Annotated in this window: 19 protein-coding genes and 1 pseudogene; 18 read left to right on the forward strand and 2 right to left on the reverse strand. The window is 63.7% G+C overall.

Annotation, left to right across the window (positions count from 1 at the left end):
- The first annotated feature begins 102 nt into the window (after positions 1 to 102).
- The 17 genes and pseudogenes from TP2_RS03050 (at position 103) to cysE (ending at position 13665) form a co-directional block, all read left to right on the forward strand.
- On the forward strand, positions 103 to 1281 hold the full coding sequence (locus TP2_RS03050; protein ID WP_038073072.1) for a phage portal protein: 1179 nt from the start codon (positions 103 to 105) through the stop codon (positions 1279 to 1281).
- Between the two features lies 1 nt (position 1282).
- A complete protein-coding gene (locus tag TP2_RS03055) occupies positions 1283 to 1516 on the forward strand; it encodes a GTA head formation protein, RCAP_rcc01685 family (protein ID WP_038073073.1) in 234 nt (77 codons plus the stop codon).
- 10 nt (positions 1517 to 1526) lie between these two features.
- A complete protein-coding gene (locus tag TP2_RS03060; RefSeq protein ID WP_038073075.1) occupies positions 1527 to 2084 on the forward strand; it encodes an HK97 family phage prohead protease in 558 nt (185 codons plus the stop codon).
- A 39-nt stretch (positions 2085 to 2123) separates the two neighbouring features.
- Positions 2124 to 3323, forward strand: coding sequence for a phage major capsid protein (locus TP2_RS03065; RefSeq protein WP_157617020.1), 1200 nt, complete (start codon positions 2124 to 2126; stop codon positions 3321 to 3323).
- Positions 3324 to 3516: 193 nt separating this feature from the next.
- Entirely contained in the window at positions 3517 to 4113 is a 597-nt protein-coding gene (locus tag TP2_RS03070) for a head-tail connector protein (protein ID WP_038073077.1), read from the forward strand.
- Positions 4110 to 4448: a head-tail adaptor protein gene (locus tag TP2_RS03075; RefSeq protein ID WP_038073079.1), complete on the forward strand. Its 339-nt coding sequence runs from the start codon at positions 4110 to 4112 to the stop codon at positions 4446 to 4448. The genes TP2_RS03070 and TP2_RS03075 overlap by 4 nt, the downstream gene beginning before the upstream one ends.
- Positions 4445 to 4852, forward strand: a complete 408-nt coding sequence (locus tag TP2_RS03080) for a DUF3168 domain-containing protein (protein WP_038073081.1) — start codon at positions 4445 to 4447, stop codon at positions 4850 to 4852. Before TP2_RS03075 ends, TP2_RS03080 begins: the two co-directional genes overlap by 4 nt.
- Positions 4853 to 4934: 82 nt before the next feature.
- Positions 4935 to 5348, forward strand: a complete 414-nt coding sequence (locus TP2_RS03085) for a phage major tail protein, TP901-1 family (protein WP_038073083.1) — start codon at positions 4935 to 4937, stop codon at positions 5346 to 5348.
- Between the two features lie 8 nt (positions 5349 to 5356).
- Complete coding sequence (locus TP2_RS03090; RefSeq protein WP_038073085.1) at positions 5357 to 5686, forward strand: gene transfer agent family protein; 330 nt, start codon at positions 5357 to 5359, stop codon at positions 5684 to 5686.
- Positions 5683 to 5898: a rcc01693 family protein gene (locus TP2_RS03095; protein ID WP_084713856.1), complete on the forward strand. Its 216-nt coding sequence runs from the start codon at positions 5683 to 5685 to the stop codon at positions 5896 to 5898. The genes TP2_RS03090 and TP2_RS03095 overlap by 4 nt, the downstream gene beginning before the upstream one ends.
- Complete coding sequence (locus TP2_RS03100) at positions 5895 to 6557, forward strand: phage tail tape measure protein (protein WP_038073087.1); 663 nt, start codon at positions 5895 to 5897, stop codon at positions 6555 to 6557. The genes TP2_RS03095 and TP2_RS03100 overlap by 4 nt, the downstream gene beginning before the upstream one ends.
- Positions 6558 to 6567: 10 nt before the next feature.
- Positions 6568 to 7200 carry a DUF2460 domain-containing protein gene (locus tag TP2_RS03105; protein WP_038073089.1) on the forward strand — a complete coding sequence of 211 codons (633 nt, stop codon included), beginning with the start codon at positions 6568 to 6570 and terminating at the stop codon, positions 7198 to 7200.
- Entirely contained in the window at positions 7200 to 8090 is an 891-nt protein-coding gene (locus TP2_RS03110) for a DUF2163 domain-containing protein (RefSeq protein ID WP_038073091.1), read from the forward strand. Before TP2_RS03105 ends, TP2_RS03110 begins: the two co-directional genes overlap by 1 nt.
- Positions 8087 to 8539, forward strand: a complete 453-nt coding sequence (locus TP2_RS03115; protein WP_240473694.1) for a C40 family peptidase — start codon at positions 8087 to 8089, stop codon at positions 8537 to 8539. Before TP2_RS03110 ends, TP2_RS03115 begins: the two co-directional genes overlap by 4 nt.
- A complete protein-coding gene (locus TP2_RS03120) occupies positions 8540 to 12502 on the forward strand; it encodes a baseplate multidomain protein megatron (RefSeq protein WP_038073093.1) in 3963 nt (1320 codons plus the stop codon).
- A gap of 104 nt (positions 12503 to 12606) precedes the next feature.
- A pseudogene (locus TP2_RS19060) lies at positions 12607 to 12717 on the forward strand (DUF7742 family protein); the annotation flags it as partial.
- Between the two features lie 141 nt (positions 12718 to 12858).
- On the forward strand, positions 12859 to 13665 hold the full coding sequence (gene cysE / locus TP2_RS03125; protein ID WP_038073095.1) for a serine O-acetyltransferase: 807 nt from the start codon (positions 12859 to 12861) through the stop codon (positions 13663 to 13665).
- 86 nt (positions 13666 to 13751) lie between these two features.
- On the opposite strand, the gene TP2_RS03130 is transcribed toward cysE, so the two are convergent.
- A complete protein-coding gene (locus TP2_RS03130) occupies positions 13752 to 14090 on the reverse strand; it encodes a carboxymuconolactone decarboxylase family protein (RefSeq protein ID WP_038073096.1) in 339 nt (112 codons plus the stop codon).
- A 184-nt stretch (positions 14091 to 14274) separates the two neighbouring features.
- Here TP2_RS03130 and TP2_RS03135 point away from each other — a divergent pair, with 184 nt between their 5' ends.
- Entirely contained in the window at positions 14275 to 14715 is a 441-nt protein-coding gene (locus TP2_RS03135; protein ID WP_169739501.1) for a DUF4174 domain-containing protein, read from the forward strand.
- Positions 14716 to 14790: 75 nt separating this feature from the next.
- Here the strand turns inward: TP2_RS03135 and TP2_RS03140 are convergent, their stop codons facing one another.
- Entirely contained in the window at positions 14791 to 16107 is a 1317-nt protein-coding gene (locus TP2_RS03140; protein ID WP_038073098.1) for a pyruvate dehydrogenase complex dihydrolipoamide acetyltransferase, read from the reverse strand.
- Between the last annotated feature and the right edge of the window lie 2 nt (positions 16108 to 16109).

Consider the following 16109-nt stretch of genomic DNA (forward strand, 5'->3'; position numbering starts at 1 on the left):
GGCGCGGGACAGATGAATTCAAGAGCAAGGGCCGAGGTCGAACCTCCGGCCCTTTTTCTTTGCCAGCCGGTCTCGATCTGGGGCCGCGAGAAGGAGACGGGAATGGGTTGGAACATCTTTCGCAAATCTGAAGGCGCGCGCCCGCCGGAGGTGAAGGCCTCGGCGACGGGACGGATCGTCGCGATGGCGAGCGGATCGGGGCGCGTCGTCTGGTCGCCGCGCGACACGGCGAGCCTGACGCGGCAGGGCTTTACCGGCAACCCGATCGGGTTTCGCTGCGTGAAGCTGATCGCGGAAGCCGCCGCCGCGCTGCCGCTGGTGTGCCAGGATGCGGAGCGGCGTTACGACATTCACCCGATGCTGGATCTGATCGCGCGGCCCAACGCGGCGCAGGGGAAGGGCGAGTTCTTCGAGGCGCTGTTCGGGCAGATGCTGCTGTCGGGCAATGGCTATCTCGAGGCGGTGGCGATGGAGCCGGGCCTGCCGCGCGAGCTGCATGTGCTGCGTTCGGACCGGATGAGCATCGTGCCGGGCGCGGATGGCTGGCCGGTGGCCTATGACTACACGGTGGCCGGGCGCAAGCATCGCTTCGACATGACGGGCAGCCCCGATCCGATCTGTCACCTGAAAAGCTTCCACCCGCAGGACGACCATTACGGGCTGAGCCCGTTGCAGGCGGCGGCGGTGGCGCTCGATGTGCATAACAGCGCGAGCGCCTGGTCGAAGGCGCTTCTGGACAATGCCGCGCGGCCCTCGGGCGCGATCGTCTACAAGGGCACGGACGGGCAGGGCACGCTGTCGCCCGATCAATATGACCGGCTCGTCTTCGAGATGGAGACGCATCATCAGGGCGCGCGCAATGCGGGGCGGCCGATGCTGCTCGAAGGCGGGCTCGACTGGAAGCCGATGGGGTTCAGCCCCTCGGATATGGAGTTCCACGAAACCAAGATCGCCGCCGCCCGCGAAATCGCGGTGGCCTTCGGCGTGCCGCCGATGCTGCTCGGGATCCCGGGCGATGCGACCTACGCGAACTATGCCGAGGCGCATCGGGCTTTCTACCGGCTGACGGTGCTGCCGTTGGCCACGAAAGTGGCGGCCGATATCGCGTGGTGGCTGTCGGTCTGGGCGGGGGAGCGCGTGAACCTGAAGCCCGATCTCGACCAGATCCCGGCGCTGGCGATGGAGCGCGATCAGCAATGGAAGCGCGTCGGCGAGGCGAGCTTTCTGAGCGATGCGGAGAAGCGCGCGCTGCTGGGGCTGCCGCCGCTGGCGGAGGATTGAGATGGCGACAGCGGGTTCGCGCTATCTCAAGGAGCCTTTCGCCGTTCACGAGGAGCGGATGCAGGCGACCGAGAAGATCATGGAGCTGCAATTCACCCAGGTCGAACAGCGGCTCGGCAAGATCGAGGGGATGATCGAACGGCTCGAGCGGCGGCTCTGGATGGCGGTTTACGGCGTGGTGGCGGTGATCCTGACGCAGGCGGTGATCAGCCTGATTGAGATCGGGCCGAGATAAGGAAAATGACATGAAGACAGATGATTACGGTTTGGAGTTGAAGTTCTGCTCTGCCGAGGCGCAGCCGGTTCGTGTCACCGATGGGACGATCATCGAAGGCTATGCGAGCCTCTTCGGTCTGCCCGATCAGGGCGGCGATATCGTGTGCAAGGGCGCCTATGCGAAAGGGCTGGAGCGGCTCAGGGCGCGGGGCGGCAACGTCAAGATGCTCTGGCAGCACGACCCGGCCCAGCCGATCGGGATCTGGGACGAGATCTACGAGGATACGCGCGGGCTCTACGTCAAGGGCAGGCTGCTGCCCGATGTGGCGCGCGCGAAGGAAGCGGCGGCGCTGATCGCGGCGGGGGCGATTGACGGGCTGTCGATCGGCTATCGCACGATCGCCGCCGAGAAGGACGCAAAAGGCCAGCGGCTGCTTGCGGAACTGGAGCTTTGGGAAGTGTCTCTGGTGACCTTTCCGATGCTTCGCGAAGCGCGGGTGGCGGCAAAGGGCGAGAGCCTGGAGAGCAGCCTGCGTGATCTGGCCGAGGCGCTGAACGGTGCCGCGGCGGAACTGGCTGACCGCTGACGCGGCCCGGCCTCTGACCCCATTGGAGATGGAGCGACGATGAAGACCGAGACCAAGGCTCGGGCCGGGGCGGGTATGTCCGAAGGCCCGGATCCGGCAGCTGACGTGAAGACCGCGCTGGCCGGGTTCGTGAAGGAAGTCAAAAACTTCCGCGACAAAGTTGAAGTGAAGATGCAACAACAAGATGAGCGTTTGACCATGCTGCAGACCAAGACCATGACCGCCGGGCGTCCCGCCCTTTCCGCCGCCGCTTCGGAAGAAGCGCCGCATCTCAAGGCCTTTGCCTCCTATCTGCGTTCGGGCGATGACGACGCGCTGCGTGGCCTCTCGCTCGAGGGCAAGGCGCTGAATACGGCCGTTGCGGCCGAGGGTGGCTATCTCGTCGATCCGCAGACCTCGGACACGATCCGTTCGGTGCTCAAGGCGACCGCTTCGATCCGCCAGATCGCCAATGTGGTGAATGTCGAGGCGACCTCCTATGACGTGCTGGTCGACCGCACCGATGTCGGTACCGGTTGGGCGACCGAGACCGCGACGCTGACCGAGACCGCGACGCCGATGATCGACCGGATCTCGATCCCGCTGCACGAGCTCTCGGCGATGCCGAAAGCCTCGCAGCGCCTGCTCGACGACAGCGCGTTCGATGTCGAGGGCTGGCTCGCGCAGCGCATCGCGGAGAAATTTGCCCGCGCCGAGGCCGCGGCCTTCATCTCGGGTGACGGTATCGACAAGCCGACCGGCTTCCTGACCCATCCGAAACTGGCCAATGATGCCTGGGACTGGGGCTCGCTCGGTTATGTCGCGACCGGTGCGGATGGCGATTTCTCGGGCGCGAACCCGGCCGATGCCGTGGTCGATCTGGTCTATGCGCTCGACGCGGAATATCGCGCCAATGCGAGCTTCGTGATGAACTCGAAGACCGCCGGCGCCGTGCGCAAGATGAAGGATGCGGATGGCCGGTTCCTGTGGACCGACGGTCTGGCCGCGGGCGAGCCGCCGCGCCTGATGGGCTACCCGGTGCTGATCGCCGAGGACATGCCCGATATCGCCTCCGACAGCTTCGCGATCGCTTACGGCGATTTCGACGCGGGCTACACGGTTGCCGAGCGTCCGGATCTGCGCGTGCTGCGCGACCCCTTCTCGGCCAAGCCGCATGTGCTGTTCTACGCCTCGAAGCGCGTGGGCGGTGATGTCAGCGATTTTGCCGCGATCAAGCTGCTGAAATTCGCGATCGCCTGAGGCGCGTGACCCGGATCGGGGGGCGGGCGCCTTCCGGTCCTTGGGCCGGGCGACCGGTTCCGAGGCGGGCGCGGGGCTGACGGCCGTCGCCTAGCTGCTCCCTCCGTTCGAGCGGCGGCGGGGCTCGCGCCCGACATGACAGACGGCATCCCGAGGAGCCGGGGTGTCGTCTCGCGTTTTTCGGAGACGATCCATGATGTTGAAAGAAGAGACGACGGTGGCCTCGGGCACGCTGCCGGTCGCGGAGTTTCGTGCGCATCTGAGGCTGGGCACCGGGTTTGCGGATGTGGGAGCAGAGGATGCGGCGCTGGAGGCTTACCTGCGCGCGGCCCTCGCGGCGATCGAAGGGCGCACGGCGAAAGTGCTTCTGGCGCGCGATTTCATGCTGGGCCTGGCGGCCTGGCGCGGCGCGGTGGAGCAGCCCTTGCCGGTCTCGCCGGTGAGCGCGATCTCCGAGATCCGGCTCGTCGATGCGGCGGGCGTTTTCACGACGGTCCCGAGCGAGAGCTATCGGCTGATCGCGGATCTGCAGCGCCCGCGTATCGAGGCGCTGAGCGGCGTGCTGCCCTCGATCCCGGCGGGCGGCACGGTGGAGATCCGGTTCCGAGCCGGGTTCGGACCGAGCTGGTCCGATCTGCCGGTCGATCTGGCGCAGGCGGCCTTTCTGCTCGCCGCGCAATATTACGAGCTGCGCCATGAGGGTGCGGGCGAGGGCGATGCGATGCCCTTCGGCGTGGCCGCGCTGATCGAGCGCTGGCGCACCGTGCGGATGCTGGGAGGCCGGGGATGAAGGTTCCGGTCCTCAATCGACAGCTGGTGCTGGAGGCGCCCGATCGGGTGCCGGACGGCGCGGGCGGCTTCATCGAGGTCTGGTCCGAGCTAGGCGTGCTCTGGGCGCAGATGAAACCGGGCACCGGGGTGGAGCGCGCGGGCGAGTTCGTCACGCTCGCCTCGGTGCCCTGGAAGATCACGGTGCGCGCCGCGCTCGAGGGTTCGCCGCGCAGGCCGCGCCCCGAGCAGCGTTTTCGCGAGGGCACGCGGGTGTTTCGCATCCTCGCGGTCGCAGAGGCCGATGCGGGGGCGCATTACCTGACCTGTTTCGCGCGTGAGGAGGTGGTGGCATGAGCTACGCGATCGGAGCCGCGCTTCAGGCGGCGGTCTATACAAGGCTGCAGGGCGATGCGGCGCTTACCGCGCTGTTGGGAGGCGCCGTCTATGACGCGGCCCCCGCGGGCACGGTCAGCGGGACTTATGTGAGCCTCGGGCCGGAAGATGCGCGCGATGCCTCGGACATGACGGGCGACGGCGCGGTGCATGATTTCATCGTCTCGGTGGTCAGCGATCTGGCCGGGTTTCAGGCGGCGAAACAGGTTGGCGAGGCGATTTCGGACGCGCTCCTGAGCGCACCGCTGGCGCTGTCGCGGGGCCATGTCGTGGGGCTGTGGTTTCTCAAGGCCAAGGCGCGGCGCGTCGACAAGGGCACCTCGCGCAGGCTCGATCTGACCTTCCGGGCGCGGGTCGAGGCCTGACAAGACTTTCACTTTTTCAACATTTCGGCCGGGCGATTGTTGCTCAGTCGGAAACAAACTATCCAAAATCGGAGAAAAGGCCATGGCGGCGCAGAACGGCAAGGATCTTCTGATCAAACTGGACCTGAACGGGGACCAGACTTTCGAGACCATAGCGGGGCTGCGTGCCACTCGCATCACCTTCAATGCCGAGACGGTCGATGTGACCTCGCTCGAAAGCGAAGGCCGCTGGCGCGAACTGCTGGGCGGTGCAGGGGTGCGTTCGGCACAGATCTCGGGCTCGGGGGTCTTCAAGGACGCGGGCACGGACGAACGTGCACGACAGATCTTCTTCGATGGAGAGGTACCGGAGTTCCAGGTGATCATTCCAGATTTCGGTATCGTGCAGGGCCCCTTCATGATCACCTCGATCGACTATGCGGGCGCCCATGACGGCGAGGCAAGCTACGAGATCGCGATGGCCTCGGCCGGCGCGCTGAGCTTCACGGCGATCTGAGGTGAGTGATGGCGAACCCCTGGGCAGGTGAGGTCGAGATCACGCTCGACGGGCAGCGGCATGTGGCGAAGCTGACGCTGGCTGCGCTGGCGGAGCTTGAGGCGGAGATTGGCGAGACTGGCGGCATGATTGCGCTGGTGGAGCGGTTCGAGGCGGGGCGCTTTGCGAGCCGCGACGTGCTGGCGGTGATTGTCGCTGGTTTGCGCGGCGGGGGATGGCAAGGCCGGGTCGGGGATCTCGGAACGGTCGAGATCGGCGGCGGGCCAATGGGTGCCGCTCGCAAGGCCGCGGAATTGCTGGCGCGGGCGTTTTCGGTTCCGGGCGAGGGCGCGGCGTGAGTGAGGCGCTCGACTGGCCGGGGCTGATGCGGGCGGGGCTGCATCGTCTTGGGCTGCGTCCGGCGGAGTTCTGGGCGCTGACCCCGGCGGAGCTTGCGTTGATGCTGGGCGAGGGCGCGACGGGCGCTCCGCCGATGGGACGCGGACGGCTCGAGGAGCTGATCGCGCGTTTTCCCGATGGCTCGATGGGCAATCAAAGGAGTGAAAGATGACGGACTCGGACGGAATCGACGGGTTGAGCCAGCAGGCGATCGAGTTGGAACGATCACTCGGTGGCGCGGTGGCTGTTGCGGAGGTCTTCAATCAGGAACTGGCGGCGATGCGAGAGAGCCTTGTTTTCACAGGTCGCGAGGTGACGAGCCTGAGTACTTCGTTTGGATCGGGATTGCGGCGGGCTTTCGACGGGGTGGTGTTCGACGGGATGCGGCTGTCGGACGCCTTGCGCCAAGTTGCTCAGAGCATGGCCGACAGCGTTTACAACGTGGCGATGAAGCCGGTGCAGCAGGCGCTTGGCGGGGCGCTGGCTTCGGGGCTTAACGGTCTGGTGAGCGGCATGTTTCCCTTTGCTGATGGGGCGGCGTTCTCGCAAGGTCGCGTGATGCCTTTCGCGAAGGGCGGTGTCGTCAGTAGCCCGACGAGTTTTCCGATGCGCGGGGCGACCGGGTTGATGGGAGAGGCTGGGCCGGAGGCGATCATGCCGCTGACCCGCGGTGCCGATGGACGGCTCGGGGTCGTCGCGCAGGGTGGCGGGCGAGCGGTCAATGTCGTGATGAATGTCTCGACTCCGGATGTTGCGAGTTTCCAGCGCAGCTCCAGTCAGGTTGCGGCACAGATCAACCGCGCGCTGGCACGCGGCGATCGCAATCGCTGAGGAGGGAGAGATGGCTTTTCACGAGGTGAGATTTCCCGCCAACCTGAGCTTCGGTTCGGTGGGCGGGCCAGAAAGGCGCACGGAGATCGTAACGCTGACCAATGGGTTCGAGGAGCGCAACAGCCCGTGGTCCCATTCGCGCAGACGCTATGACGCGGGGGTGGGGTTGCGCTCTCTCGACGATGTGGAGCGGTTGCTGGCGTTTTTCGAGGCGCGAAGTGGTCAGCTGCACGCGTTTCGTTGGAAGGACTGGGCGGATTACAAGAGTTGCGCGCCGTCTAAGATCGTCGATTACGAGGATCAGTTGATCGGGCATGGCGACGGAGTGACGACGCAGTTCCAGCTTTCGAAAGCCTATGTTTCGGGCGGTGTCGAATATCGCCGCCCCATCGCCAAGCCTGTCGCGGGGACGGTGAAACTCGGCGTTCAGGGCGGCTATCAGGCCGAGGCGGTGGATTGGGAGGTCAATCTCGCGACCGGAACGATCGGGTTCTTCTCGGCCCCCGCCGCCGGCGCGCCGATCACTGCCGGGTTTGAATTCGATGTGCCTGTGCGCTTCGATACCGATGCGATTCAGGTCTCTGTGCAGAGTTTCCAGGCGGGGGATATGCCGCAGGTGCCGGTCGTGGAGGTGCGGATCTGATGAGCTATTCGGAGGAATTTCGCGCCCATTTCGACACGGGTGCGACGACAGTCGCGCGGGCATGGGCGGTGACCCGCCGCGATGGGCTCACACTAGGTTTCACCGATCACGATGGCGGGCTGAGTTTCGATGGGATCGCCTTCGAGCCTGACAGCGGGATGACGGCGAAGGCGGTGGCTCAGGGAACCGGGCTCGCGGTCGACAATAGCGAAGTCTATGGCGCATTGAGTTCTGATGCGATTTCGGAGGCGGAAATCCTCGCCGGTCGCTATGACGGGGCGGAGGTCCGGGTCTGGCTGGTGAACTGGGCCGACGTGTTACAGCGCGCGCTTCTGTTTCGTGGCCATCTGGGCGAGATCACCAGGTCTGCGGGGGCGTTCACGGCTGAACTGCGCGGGCTTAGCGAGCCGTTGGGGCTGGAGCGTGGGCGGATCTACCATCCGCGATGCGCGGCGGTGCTTGGGGACGGCAAATGCCGCTTCGATCTGAACGAGCCCGGGTATTTTCATGAAGGCAGCGTGGATATTGCCGAAGACTCGGTGCTTTTTCGCTTCGATACTTTGGCCGGTTTCGAGCCGCGCTGGTTCGAGAAAGGCCGGTTTCGTGTGTTGACCGGAACGGCGGCAGGGCTTTCTGGGGTCATCAAGGCAGATCGCATGGTTCGCGGCGGCGCGCGGGAGATCGAACTGTGGCAGCGGATCGGAGCGGAGATCATCACGGGCGATAGGGTTCGGCTTGAGGCTGGATGCGATAAGCGAGCCGCGACTTGTCGTTCTAAATTCGACAATTTCCTCAATTTCCGAGGCTTTCCACATGTCCCGGGCGAGGACTGGTTGGTGTCTTATCCGGTTCAGAGCGGTGCGAATGATGGCGGGAGCCTTTTCGAGTGAGCGATGGGCATGCGTTGGGTCCTCGCGTGGTCGAGATCGCGCGGGGCTGGATTGGCACGCCCTACCTTCATCAGGGTTCGTGCCCACGTGTGGGTTCAGACTGTCTGGGACTGTTGCGCGGGATTTGGCGCGTCCTCTACGGATGCGAGCCAGATGCGGTGCCGGTTTACACGCCCGACTGGGCCGAGCCGGGCCGTGACGAACAGCTTTGGCGTGGATTGCGAGCGCAGATGCGGGAAGTGAACGGTGCTCCGCAGCCCGGAGAGGTACTCCTGTTTCGAATGCGCGCGGGCTCGGTGGCCAAGCATCTCGGGATCGCGTCGTCGGTCGGCCGCGCACCGAGTTTTGTGCATGCCTATCGCGGCCATGGGGTCGTCGAAAGCCCGCTGAGCGCGCCATGGCAGCGTCGGATCGTGGCGCGATTTCAATTCCATGAAGGAGCCAGATGAATGGCGACGATTTTGCTCTCGGCGGCAGGGGCCGCGATCGGTGGGGCTTTTGGCGGGACTGTTCTGGGGCTTTCCGGTGCGGTGATCGGGCGGGCCATCGGGGCGACGCTGGGTCGTGCGATCGACCAGCAATTGCTGGGCGGTGGTTCAGGCACGGTGGAGACGGGACGCGTCGACAGGTTGCGGCTGACGACGGCATCTGAAGGTGAGGGCCTCGGGCGCAGTTGGGGTCGTATGCGCATGGCCGGTCAGGTCATCTGGGCCACGCGTTTTTTCGAAACGAAGAAGAAATCGGGTGGTGGCAAGGGTGAGCCCTCTATTGCGAGTTACAGCTATTCTGTCAGCCTTGCGGTTGCGCTGGGGGAAGGCGAAATCCTGAGGGTCGGACGGGTCTGGGCCGACGGGGTCGAGCTCGATACGCGAGATCTTAACATGCGTGTCTATACCGGAAGCGAAACCCAGCAACCGGACCCGAAGATCGCTGCGGTCGAGGGGCTGGAACAAGCGCCGAGCTATCGTGGGGTCGCCTATGTGGTCTTCGAAAATCTCGACCTCAGCCCCTTCGGCAATCGAGTGCCTCAATTCACGTTTGAGGTTGTGCGCGCAGCGCAGGGGGAAAACCTGCCGAGCGAGCCGGATCTGAGCCGTGCGATTGAGGCTGTGGCGCTGATCCCCGGGACGGGAGAGTATTCGCTTGCGACCCGCCCGGTGAGCGAGCAGCGCATTCGTTCGAACCCAGTAAGCTACCCTTCGAACTCGTCGCTGTTCTTTCTGAATGGCTGGGGCATTACGGCCGAGGTCGATCCGGTAAACCAGCATGCGCCAAGTGGGCAGACCGATTTTGCGGTGAGCCTCGAGATGCTCGATGAAGAACTACCCAATTGCGGGGCGGTCTCGCTGGTGGTGTCCTGGTTCGGGAGTGATCTGCGCTGCGGGAATTGCGCGGTGCAGCCGAAGGTTGCGTCTAAGACGGTCGATGGGCGCGAGATGAGTTGGCAAGTCTCTGGTGCGGGGCGTTCATCTGTCGAGGCGGTGCCAAAGCTTGACGGTCGCTCGATCTACGGGGGGACGCCCGCAGATGCGGCGGTGATCGAGGCGATCGAGGCGCTGCATGACGCGGGCAAGTCGGTGACCTTCTATCCCTTTATCCTGATGGATCAACTTGACGGCAGCGGATTGCCTGATCCCTGGGGCGGTGGGGAAGAGCAACCGGCACTGCCTTGGCGCGGCCGGATTACGACATCTCTGGCACCCGGGCAGGCAGGATCGCCGGACGGGACGGCTATTGCCGCCGACGAGGTCGCGGCGTTCTTTGGAGCGGCGGAGGAGAGCGATTTTGCACCCTCCGGCAGCACCGTCGTTTATTCCGGCCCAGCTGAATGGTCGTTTCGACGGTTTATCCTGCATTACGCGCATCTGTGCAAACTCGCTGGCGGAGTCGAGGCGTTTTGCATCGGCTCGGAGATGCGCGCGCTGACGCAAATCCGGGGGGAGAGTAACAGCTTCCCGGCCGTGGAGGCTCTGAAAGTTCTTGCTGGAGAGGTCCGACAGATCCTTGGGCCGAATTGCAAGGTCGGCTATGCGGCGGACTGGAGCGAATATTTTGGTTATCAGCCGGGCGATGGCGATTGCTTCTTCCATCTTGATCCGCTTTGGGCGGATGAGGCGATCGACTTCATCGGGATCGATAATTACATGCCGCTATCGGATTGGCGCGATGGCGAGCATCATGCTGACGCGCATTGGGGGGCGATCTACAGTCTCGACTACCTGCGTTCGAATATCGAAGGTGGGGAGGGGTATGATTGGTATTATGCCTCCTCGCAGCATCGCGACGCGCAGATCCGTACGCCAATCACCGACGGCGCGCATGATGAGCCCTGGCTCTGGCGGTACAAGGATATTCGCGGATGGTGGGAGCACGATCACCATGAGCGGATCAATGGTGTGCGGCTTGAGGAGCCCACGGCATGGGTGCCTCGCTCGAAACCGATCTGGTTTACGGAGATGGGCTGCGCCGCGATCGACAAGGGCACAAACGAGCCGAACAAGTTTCTCGATCCAAAAAGCTCGGAAAGTGCTTTGCCACGCTACTCCGATGGTCGGCGTGATGACACGATTCAGATGCAATATCTGCGCGCGATGGCGAGCTACTGGGCTGATCCTTTGGTAAACCCGATATCGGATCTCTATGGCGGTCCGATGATCGACATGTCGCGCGCGCATGTCTGGGCCTGGGACGCCCGGCCCTATCCGCAGTTTCCGGGGCTTGAGGATGTCTGGAGCGACGCGGGGAATTACGCGCGGGGGCATTGGCTCTCGGGGCGCTCAAGCGCTCAACCGCTGGCGAATGTCGTAACCGAGATCTGCGAGATGGCAGGCGTGCGCGATTTTGACGTAAGCGGTCTCTACGGGGTGGTTCGCGGCTTTGCGATGCAAGGCGGGATTACGCCGCGTGGGGCGCTCCAATCACTCAGCATCACTTATGGGTTCGATGCGCTCGAGCGCGACGGGATTTTGGTGTTCCGGATGCGTGACGCCTCGGCCGATGCCGTGCTTGAACCGCCGCAGCTCGCTCTTGACGATCAGGGTATGAGCTTGGAGACCCAGCGGGCGCCGGAGGCGGAGATCGCCGGGCGGGTGCGGCTCTCTTATGTCGAGGCGGACGGAAATTTCGAGATTCGTGCGGTCGAGACTATCTTTCCTGACGAGGAAAATGGGCCGACGGCTGCGAGCGAGCTGCCACTGGCGCTGACGCGTTCAGAGGGGATGCGTGTCGTGGATCGTTGGCTCTCAGAGGCACGCGTGGCGCAGGATCGGGCGCGTTTCACGCTACCGCCTTCGTTGGGCTGGCTTGGTCCGGGCGATGTCGTCACGCTGAAGACTGAGGCGAGTGCCGATCGTTACAGGATCGATCGTGTCGAGCGTGCCGAGACGATTCAAGTCGAGGCCGTGCGGGTCGAGCCGGGGATCTATGAGCCGGCTGACGAAGACGACGAGAGTGCGCATGTTGCGCCTTATGCGCCACCGGTGCCAGTGACACCGGTTTTTCTGGACTTGCCGTTGATGACAGGGGCCGAAGATCCCTATGCACCGCATCTGGCGGTCGCAGCGAACCCTTGGCCAGGCGCGGTCGCGGTCTACTCGGCTCTTCAGGATGCGGGTTATGAGCTCAACTCGAAATTTGAGGTGCAAGGGGTAATTGGCACGACATTGTCGCCGCTCAGAGCTGCGCGAACTGGCCTTTGGGATCGGGGCGAGCCGCTGCGGGTTGAACTGATCTCGGGCGAGTTTGAAAGCGCCGCAGAAGAGGGCGTTCTTTCTGGTCTCAATGCGCTCGCAATCGGGGACGGGTCCTCGGGGAACTGGGAAATCTTGCAGTTCCAGCATGCGGAGCCGGTCGAGCCGGGCGTATGGGATCTGAGTATGCGGTTGCGCGGGCAGCTTGGCACCGATGCGGTGATGCCGGCAGTCTGGCCTGAAGCCTCGGTCGTGGTGCTTCTCGACGGACGGACGCAGCAAATTGAGCTGTCCCCGGCGGCACGCAATCTGGCGCGGCATTACCGGATCGGGTCTGCCGCGAGGCCTTATGACGACCCTTCATACGTGCATACTGTTCAGGCATTCGCCGGTAACGGTCTTCGGCCGTTATCCCCGTGCCACCTGCGGGTTTCGCCCGAGGTAAGTGGATGGCGGATCAACTGGGTCCGGCGCACTCGGATCGGTGGCGATGACTGGGACGCGATGGATGTGCCGTTGGGCGAAATGTCCGAGCGTTACTTGCTGCGGGTTCTCGAGGGGGATGCGATCCGGCGCGAGGTCATTCTGACCAGTGTCGAGTGGAACTATTCGACTGCGCAGAAAACGGCAGATGGCATTACCGGTGCGTTCTGGGTCGAAGTGGCGCAGCTTTCGGATGTCTTCGGCCCCGGTCTGCCCGAGCGCGTGCAGGTTTTGGCCTGAGGCATGCGGCAGTTGCGTTATGGGATTTGCTCTTGGCGGCGCGCGTTGCGCGCCTCTGGTCAGAGGCGGAATGCGGTGCGCGCTTGATGTGACTTTTTGATGAGGCACATGCGGCTGATTGTTACCGCAAGCGAAGCGGGCGTGCCCATCCGTGCTGGGGCAATGGCACGCTGACGGCGGCGGCGCTGGGCCGAATGGGCGCGCACCTGACTTAATGACGGCATCAGTGGCGGCGCTGGCTCGGTTTGTCTGGCAATAGAGCTATGGCGCGCCAGGCATAGATAATGGGCGCAAGCCCTTCCTCTATCCGACAAAAAGCCTATGTGTTAGTCTCACGCGCGACGAGGGAGATTTCTATGTCGAGACAACAGGCGAAAGTGGCGGCGGTCGATCCGGTCTGGACACGGCTGTGCGACGAAGCACGGGCGGCGGTGCGTGACGAACCGCTTCTGGGCGCCCTGATCCATGCCGGTTTGCTGCATCACCCGTCTCTCGAGCGTGCACTGGCCTATCGCTTTTCGATGAAGCTCGCCTCAGGTGAAATGAGCGAACAGATCCTGCGGGAAATCGCTGACGAGGCCTATCGCGCAGATCCGGCTCTCGGGCAGGCGGCGCGAGCGGATCTCGTTGCGGTGCTAGAACGTGATCCGGCCTGCCACCGCCTTCTCCAGCCCTTGCTGTTCTTCAAGGGGTTCCAGGCGTTGCAAGCTTACCGCGTGGCGCATTGGCTGTTTACCAATGGGCGGCGCGATATGGCCTATTTCGTGCAGATGCGTGCTTCGGAGCTCTTCGGTGTCGATATCCACCCCGGCGCGCGTATCGGTCGGGGCATCATGATGGACCACGCCCATTCGATCGTGATCGGTGAGACGGCTGTCGTAGGCGACAATGTCTCGATGCTTCATTCGGTTACGCTCGGTGGCACCGGCAAAGAAGACGAGGATCGTCATCCCAAGATCGGAAATGGTGTGCTGATCGGCGCGGGTGCGAAGGTTCTGGGCAATATCAAGGTGGGCGATAATTCCCGGATCGCAGCAGGTTCGGTCGTGCTTTCGGAAGTGCCCTGCTGCAAGACCGTCGCAGGTGTGCCAGCGAAGATCGTGGGCGATGCTGGCTGCGATCGACCGGCGTCGGAGATGGACCAGCTCCTGCATGACGACTGATAAGAATATGTTTTGAAAAAAGGGCGAGCGCTGAGGCGTCCGCCCTTTTCTGGACTCTGCGCGTCTGATCGGAGATGTCGCGCTGGTCAGCCCTTCGAGAGAAGGTCGAAACATTCGAGCGTCTTCATGCCATACATCATGGCCGGACCGCCCCCCATGAGGACGGATACGTTGACCGTCTCCTCAAGCTCCTCGCGCGTCGCGCCTGCGTCGATACAGGCCTGCACGTGGAACCCAATGCAGTAGGAACATTGCTTGGCGATCGCAATCGCCAGCGCGATCAGTTCCTTTTGCTTGGTGCCGAGCGCGCCGGGGGCGAGGGCGGCTTGATGCAGGGCGCCAAAGCCCTGTGCACTTGCCTGCTGTTTCGCTCCGTAATCGCCCATATTGTCTTTGACGGTGGCGATCTCTTTTTTCCATTCCATGACCGGACTCCTGTTCTGGATGTGAGAGCAAGGGGAGATTAGCTCTCCAGACAACTTTGTCGGTGATCGAGATCAACGTAGTACATAAAAAGCCGGCGGGTCCCAGAACTCGTCTGGTTGCTCAAATTTAGAGCCATTTGGCGGCCCTCTCCGTATCTCTTTTGAGCAAGAAATGGAGGGTTCCATGATTTCGGGAATGAAAGCAGGCATCTCAGCTGCGATGCTGTGCGCAGTGGGTGCGGGGGTTAACCCAGCGATGGCGGACGAAAGCCTGATTGAACCGCTCGTCGTGTCTCGAGGTGACCTGTCCGAGTATCTTTGGACCAACAGGGTGGTGTTGATTTTCGCGCCCTCGGCACAAGATCCCGATTATCGCGTAGCGTCGGAGATGATCGTGGAGCGCCGGTCGGGTCTTCGGGAACGCGATATCGTCGTGCTCGCCGAAACTGCGCCCGAGCAGGGGGGCGTTTTGCGTGTAAAATTTGGGGTTGATGGGTTTCGGATGCTGCTAATTGGCAAGGATGGTGGCATCAAGATGGATGAGCCCGCTCCGATCCCGGCGGAGACACTATTTGCCACGATCGATGCGATGCCGATGCGTCAGCGTGAGATGGGCGAGAATTAACTCTCTAAACGGAAATGAGAAACGCCCGGGCCGATCGGTCCGGGCGTTCTTGCATTTTCGGGGTGTCGACCGCGCTTAGGCAAGCATTAGCATCGGGTTCTCGAGGTTTTCGCAGATCGCGTTGAGAAGCTCCGCGCCGAGCGCGCCGTCGATCACGCGGTGGTCGACCGACAGGGTCATCGACATGACGGTTGCCACCTCGATGTCGCCGGCATCATTCACCACCGGCTGCTTGATGCCCGCGCCGACGGCGAGGATCGCGCCATGCGGCGGGTTGATGACCGCGTCGAAATTCTCGATCCCGAACATGCCGAGATTGGATATCGCGAAGCTGCCGCCCTGATATTCGTGCGGCGCGAGCTTGCGGTCGCGGGCCCGGGTGGCAAGGTCTTTCATCTCGGCCGACAGCGTCGAGAGCGATTTGCTCTCCGCATCCTTCAGCACCGGCGTGAACAGCCCGCCTTCGATCGCGACCGCCACGGCCACGTCCGAGGGTTTCAGCTTGAACACCCGATCGCCGGCCCAGACCGCATTCGCATTGGGCACCGCTTGCAGCGCCAGCGCACAGGCCTTGATGATGAAATCGTTGACCGAGAGCTTCACGCCGCGCCCTTCGAGCTGCTTGTTGAGCTGCGAGCGGAATTTCATCAGCGCGTCGAGCTTGACCGAGCGGCGCAGGTAGAAATGCGGGATCGTCTGCTTGGCCTCGGTGAGACGCGCGGCGATGGTCTTGCGCATCCCGTCGAGGGCGATTTCCTCGTAGTCGCGCCCCTCATACATCTTCGCGATGGTTGAGGCGGAGACGCTGGGCGCGGCGGCCGGGGCGGGGCTTGCCGCTTGCGCCGGAGCAGCTGCGGAGGCTGCTTTGGCGGGCGCTGCCGCGCTGCCCTGCGCGGCTTCGACATCGGCCTTCACGATCCGGCCTTTCGGGCCCGAGCCCGACAGCGCGGCCAGATCGACGCCCTTGTCGGCGGCGATGCGGCGCGCGAGCGGCGAGGCGAAGATGCGCTTGCCGTCAGAGCCTTGCGGCGCGGCCGGGGCAGGGGCGGAGGGTGTGCTCTCCGCTTTCGCGGGGGCAGCCTCAGCCTTGGCTTCCGGCGCGGGTGCTGCGGCAGGAGCCTCCGCAGCCTCGGCGGCCGAAGCATCCTCGCCCTCTTCCAGCAGAACCGCGATCGGGTCATTGACCTTCACGCCCGAGGTGCCCTCGGCCACGAGGATCTTGCCGATCACGCCCTCATCCACGGCCTCGAATTCCATCGTGGCCTTGTCGGTCTCGATCTCCGCGAGAATGTCGCCCGAAGAGACCGTATCGCCCTCTTTCACGAGCCATTTCGCGAGCGTGCCTTCCTCCATCGTGGGCGACAGGGCGGGCATCAGAATCTGGGTTGCCATTG

The organism is Thioclava pacifica DSM 10166, from assembly GCF_000714535.1.
GTDB lineage: Bacteria > Pseudomonadota > Alphaproteobacteria > Rhodobacterales > Rhodobacteraceae > Thioclava > Thioclava pacifica.

What these genes read in the sequence shown, in the direction of transcription:
- TP2_RS03050 (WP_038073072.1), top strand. Translation starts at nt 103, where the DNA reads ATGGGTTGGAACATCTTTCGCAAATCTGAAGGCGCGCGCCCGCCGGAG.
- TP2_RS03055 (WP_038073073.1), top strand. Translation starts at nt 1,283, where the DNA reads ATGGCGACAGCGGGTTCGCGCTATCTCAAGGAGCCTTTCGCCGTTCAC.
- TP2_RS03060 (WP_038073075.1), top strand. Translation starts at nt 1,527, where the DNA reads ATGAAGACAGATGATTACGGTTTGGAGTTGAAGTTCTGCTCTGCCGAG.
- TP2_RS03065 (WP_157617020.1), top strand. Translation starts at nt 2,124, where the DNA reads ATGAAGACCGAGACCAAGGCTCGGGCCGGGGCGGGTATGTCCGAAGGC.
- TP2_RS03070 (WP_038073077.1), top strand. Translation starts at nt 3,517, where the DNA reads ATGATGTTGAAAGAAGAGACGACGGTGGCCTCGGGCACGCTGCCGGTC.
- TP2_RS03075 (WP_038073079.1), top strand. Translation starts at nt 4,110, where the DNA reads ATGAAGGTTCCGGTCCTCAATCGACAGCTGGTGCTGGAGGCGCCCGAT.
- TP2_RS03080 (WP_038073081.1), top strand. Translation starts at nt 4,445, where the DNA reads ATGAGCTACGCGATCGGAGCCGCGCTTCAGGCGGCGGTCTATACAAGG.
- TP2_RS03085 (WP_038073083.1), top strand. Translation starts at nt 4,935, where the DNA reads ATGGCGGCGCAGAACGGCAAGGATCTTCTGATCAAACTGGACCTGAAC.
- TP2_RS03090 (WP_038073085.1), top strand. Translation starts at nt 5,357, where the DNA reads ATGGCGAACCCCTGGGCAGGTGAGGTCGAGATCACGCTCGACGGGCAG.
- TP2_RS03100 (WP_038073087.1), top strand. Translation starts at nt 5,895, where the DNA reads ATGACGGACTCGGACGGAATCGACGGGTTGAGCCAGCAGGCGATCGAG.
- TP2_RS03105 (WP_038073089.1), top strand. Translation starts at nt 6,568, where the DNA reads ATGGCTTTTCACGAGGTGAGATTTCCCGCCAACCTGAGCTTCGGTTCG.
- TP2_RS03110 (WP_038073091.1), top strand. Translation starts at nt 7,200, where the DNA reads ATGAGCTATTCGGAGGAATTTCGCGCCCATTTCGACACGGGTGCGACG.
- TP2_RS03120 (WP_038073093.1), top strand. Translation starts at nt 8,540, where the DNA reads ATGGCGACGATTTTGCTCTCGGCGGCAGGGGCCGCGATCGGTGGGGCT.
- cysE (WP_038073095.1), top strand. Translation starts at nt 12,859, where the DNA reads ATGTCGAGACAACAGGCGAAAGTGGCGGCGGTCGATCCGGTCTGGACA.
- TP2_RS03130 (WP_038073096.1), bottom strand. Translation starts at nt 14,090, where the DNA reads ATGGAATGGAAAAAAGAGATCGCCACCGTCAAAGACAATATGGGCGAT.
- TP2_RS03135 (WP_169739501.1), top strand. Translation starts at nt 14,275, where the DNA reads ATGATTTCGGGAATGAAAGCAGGCATCTCAGCTGCGATGCTGTGCGCA.
- TP2_RS03140 (WP_038073098.1), bottom strand. Translation starts at nt 16,107, where the DNA reads ATGGCAACCCAGATTCTGATGCCCGCCCTGTCGCCCACGATGGAGGAA.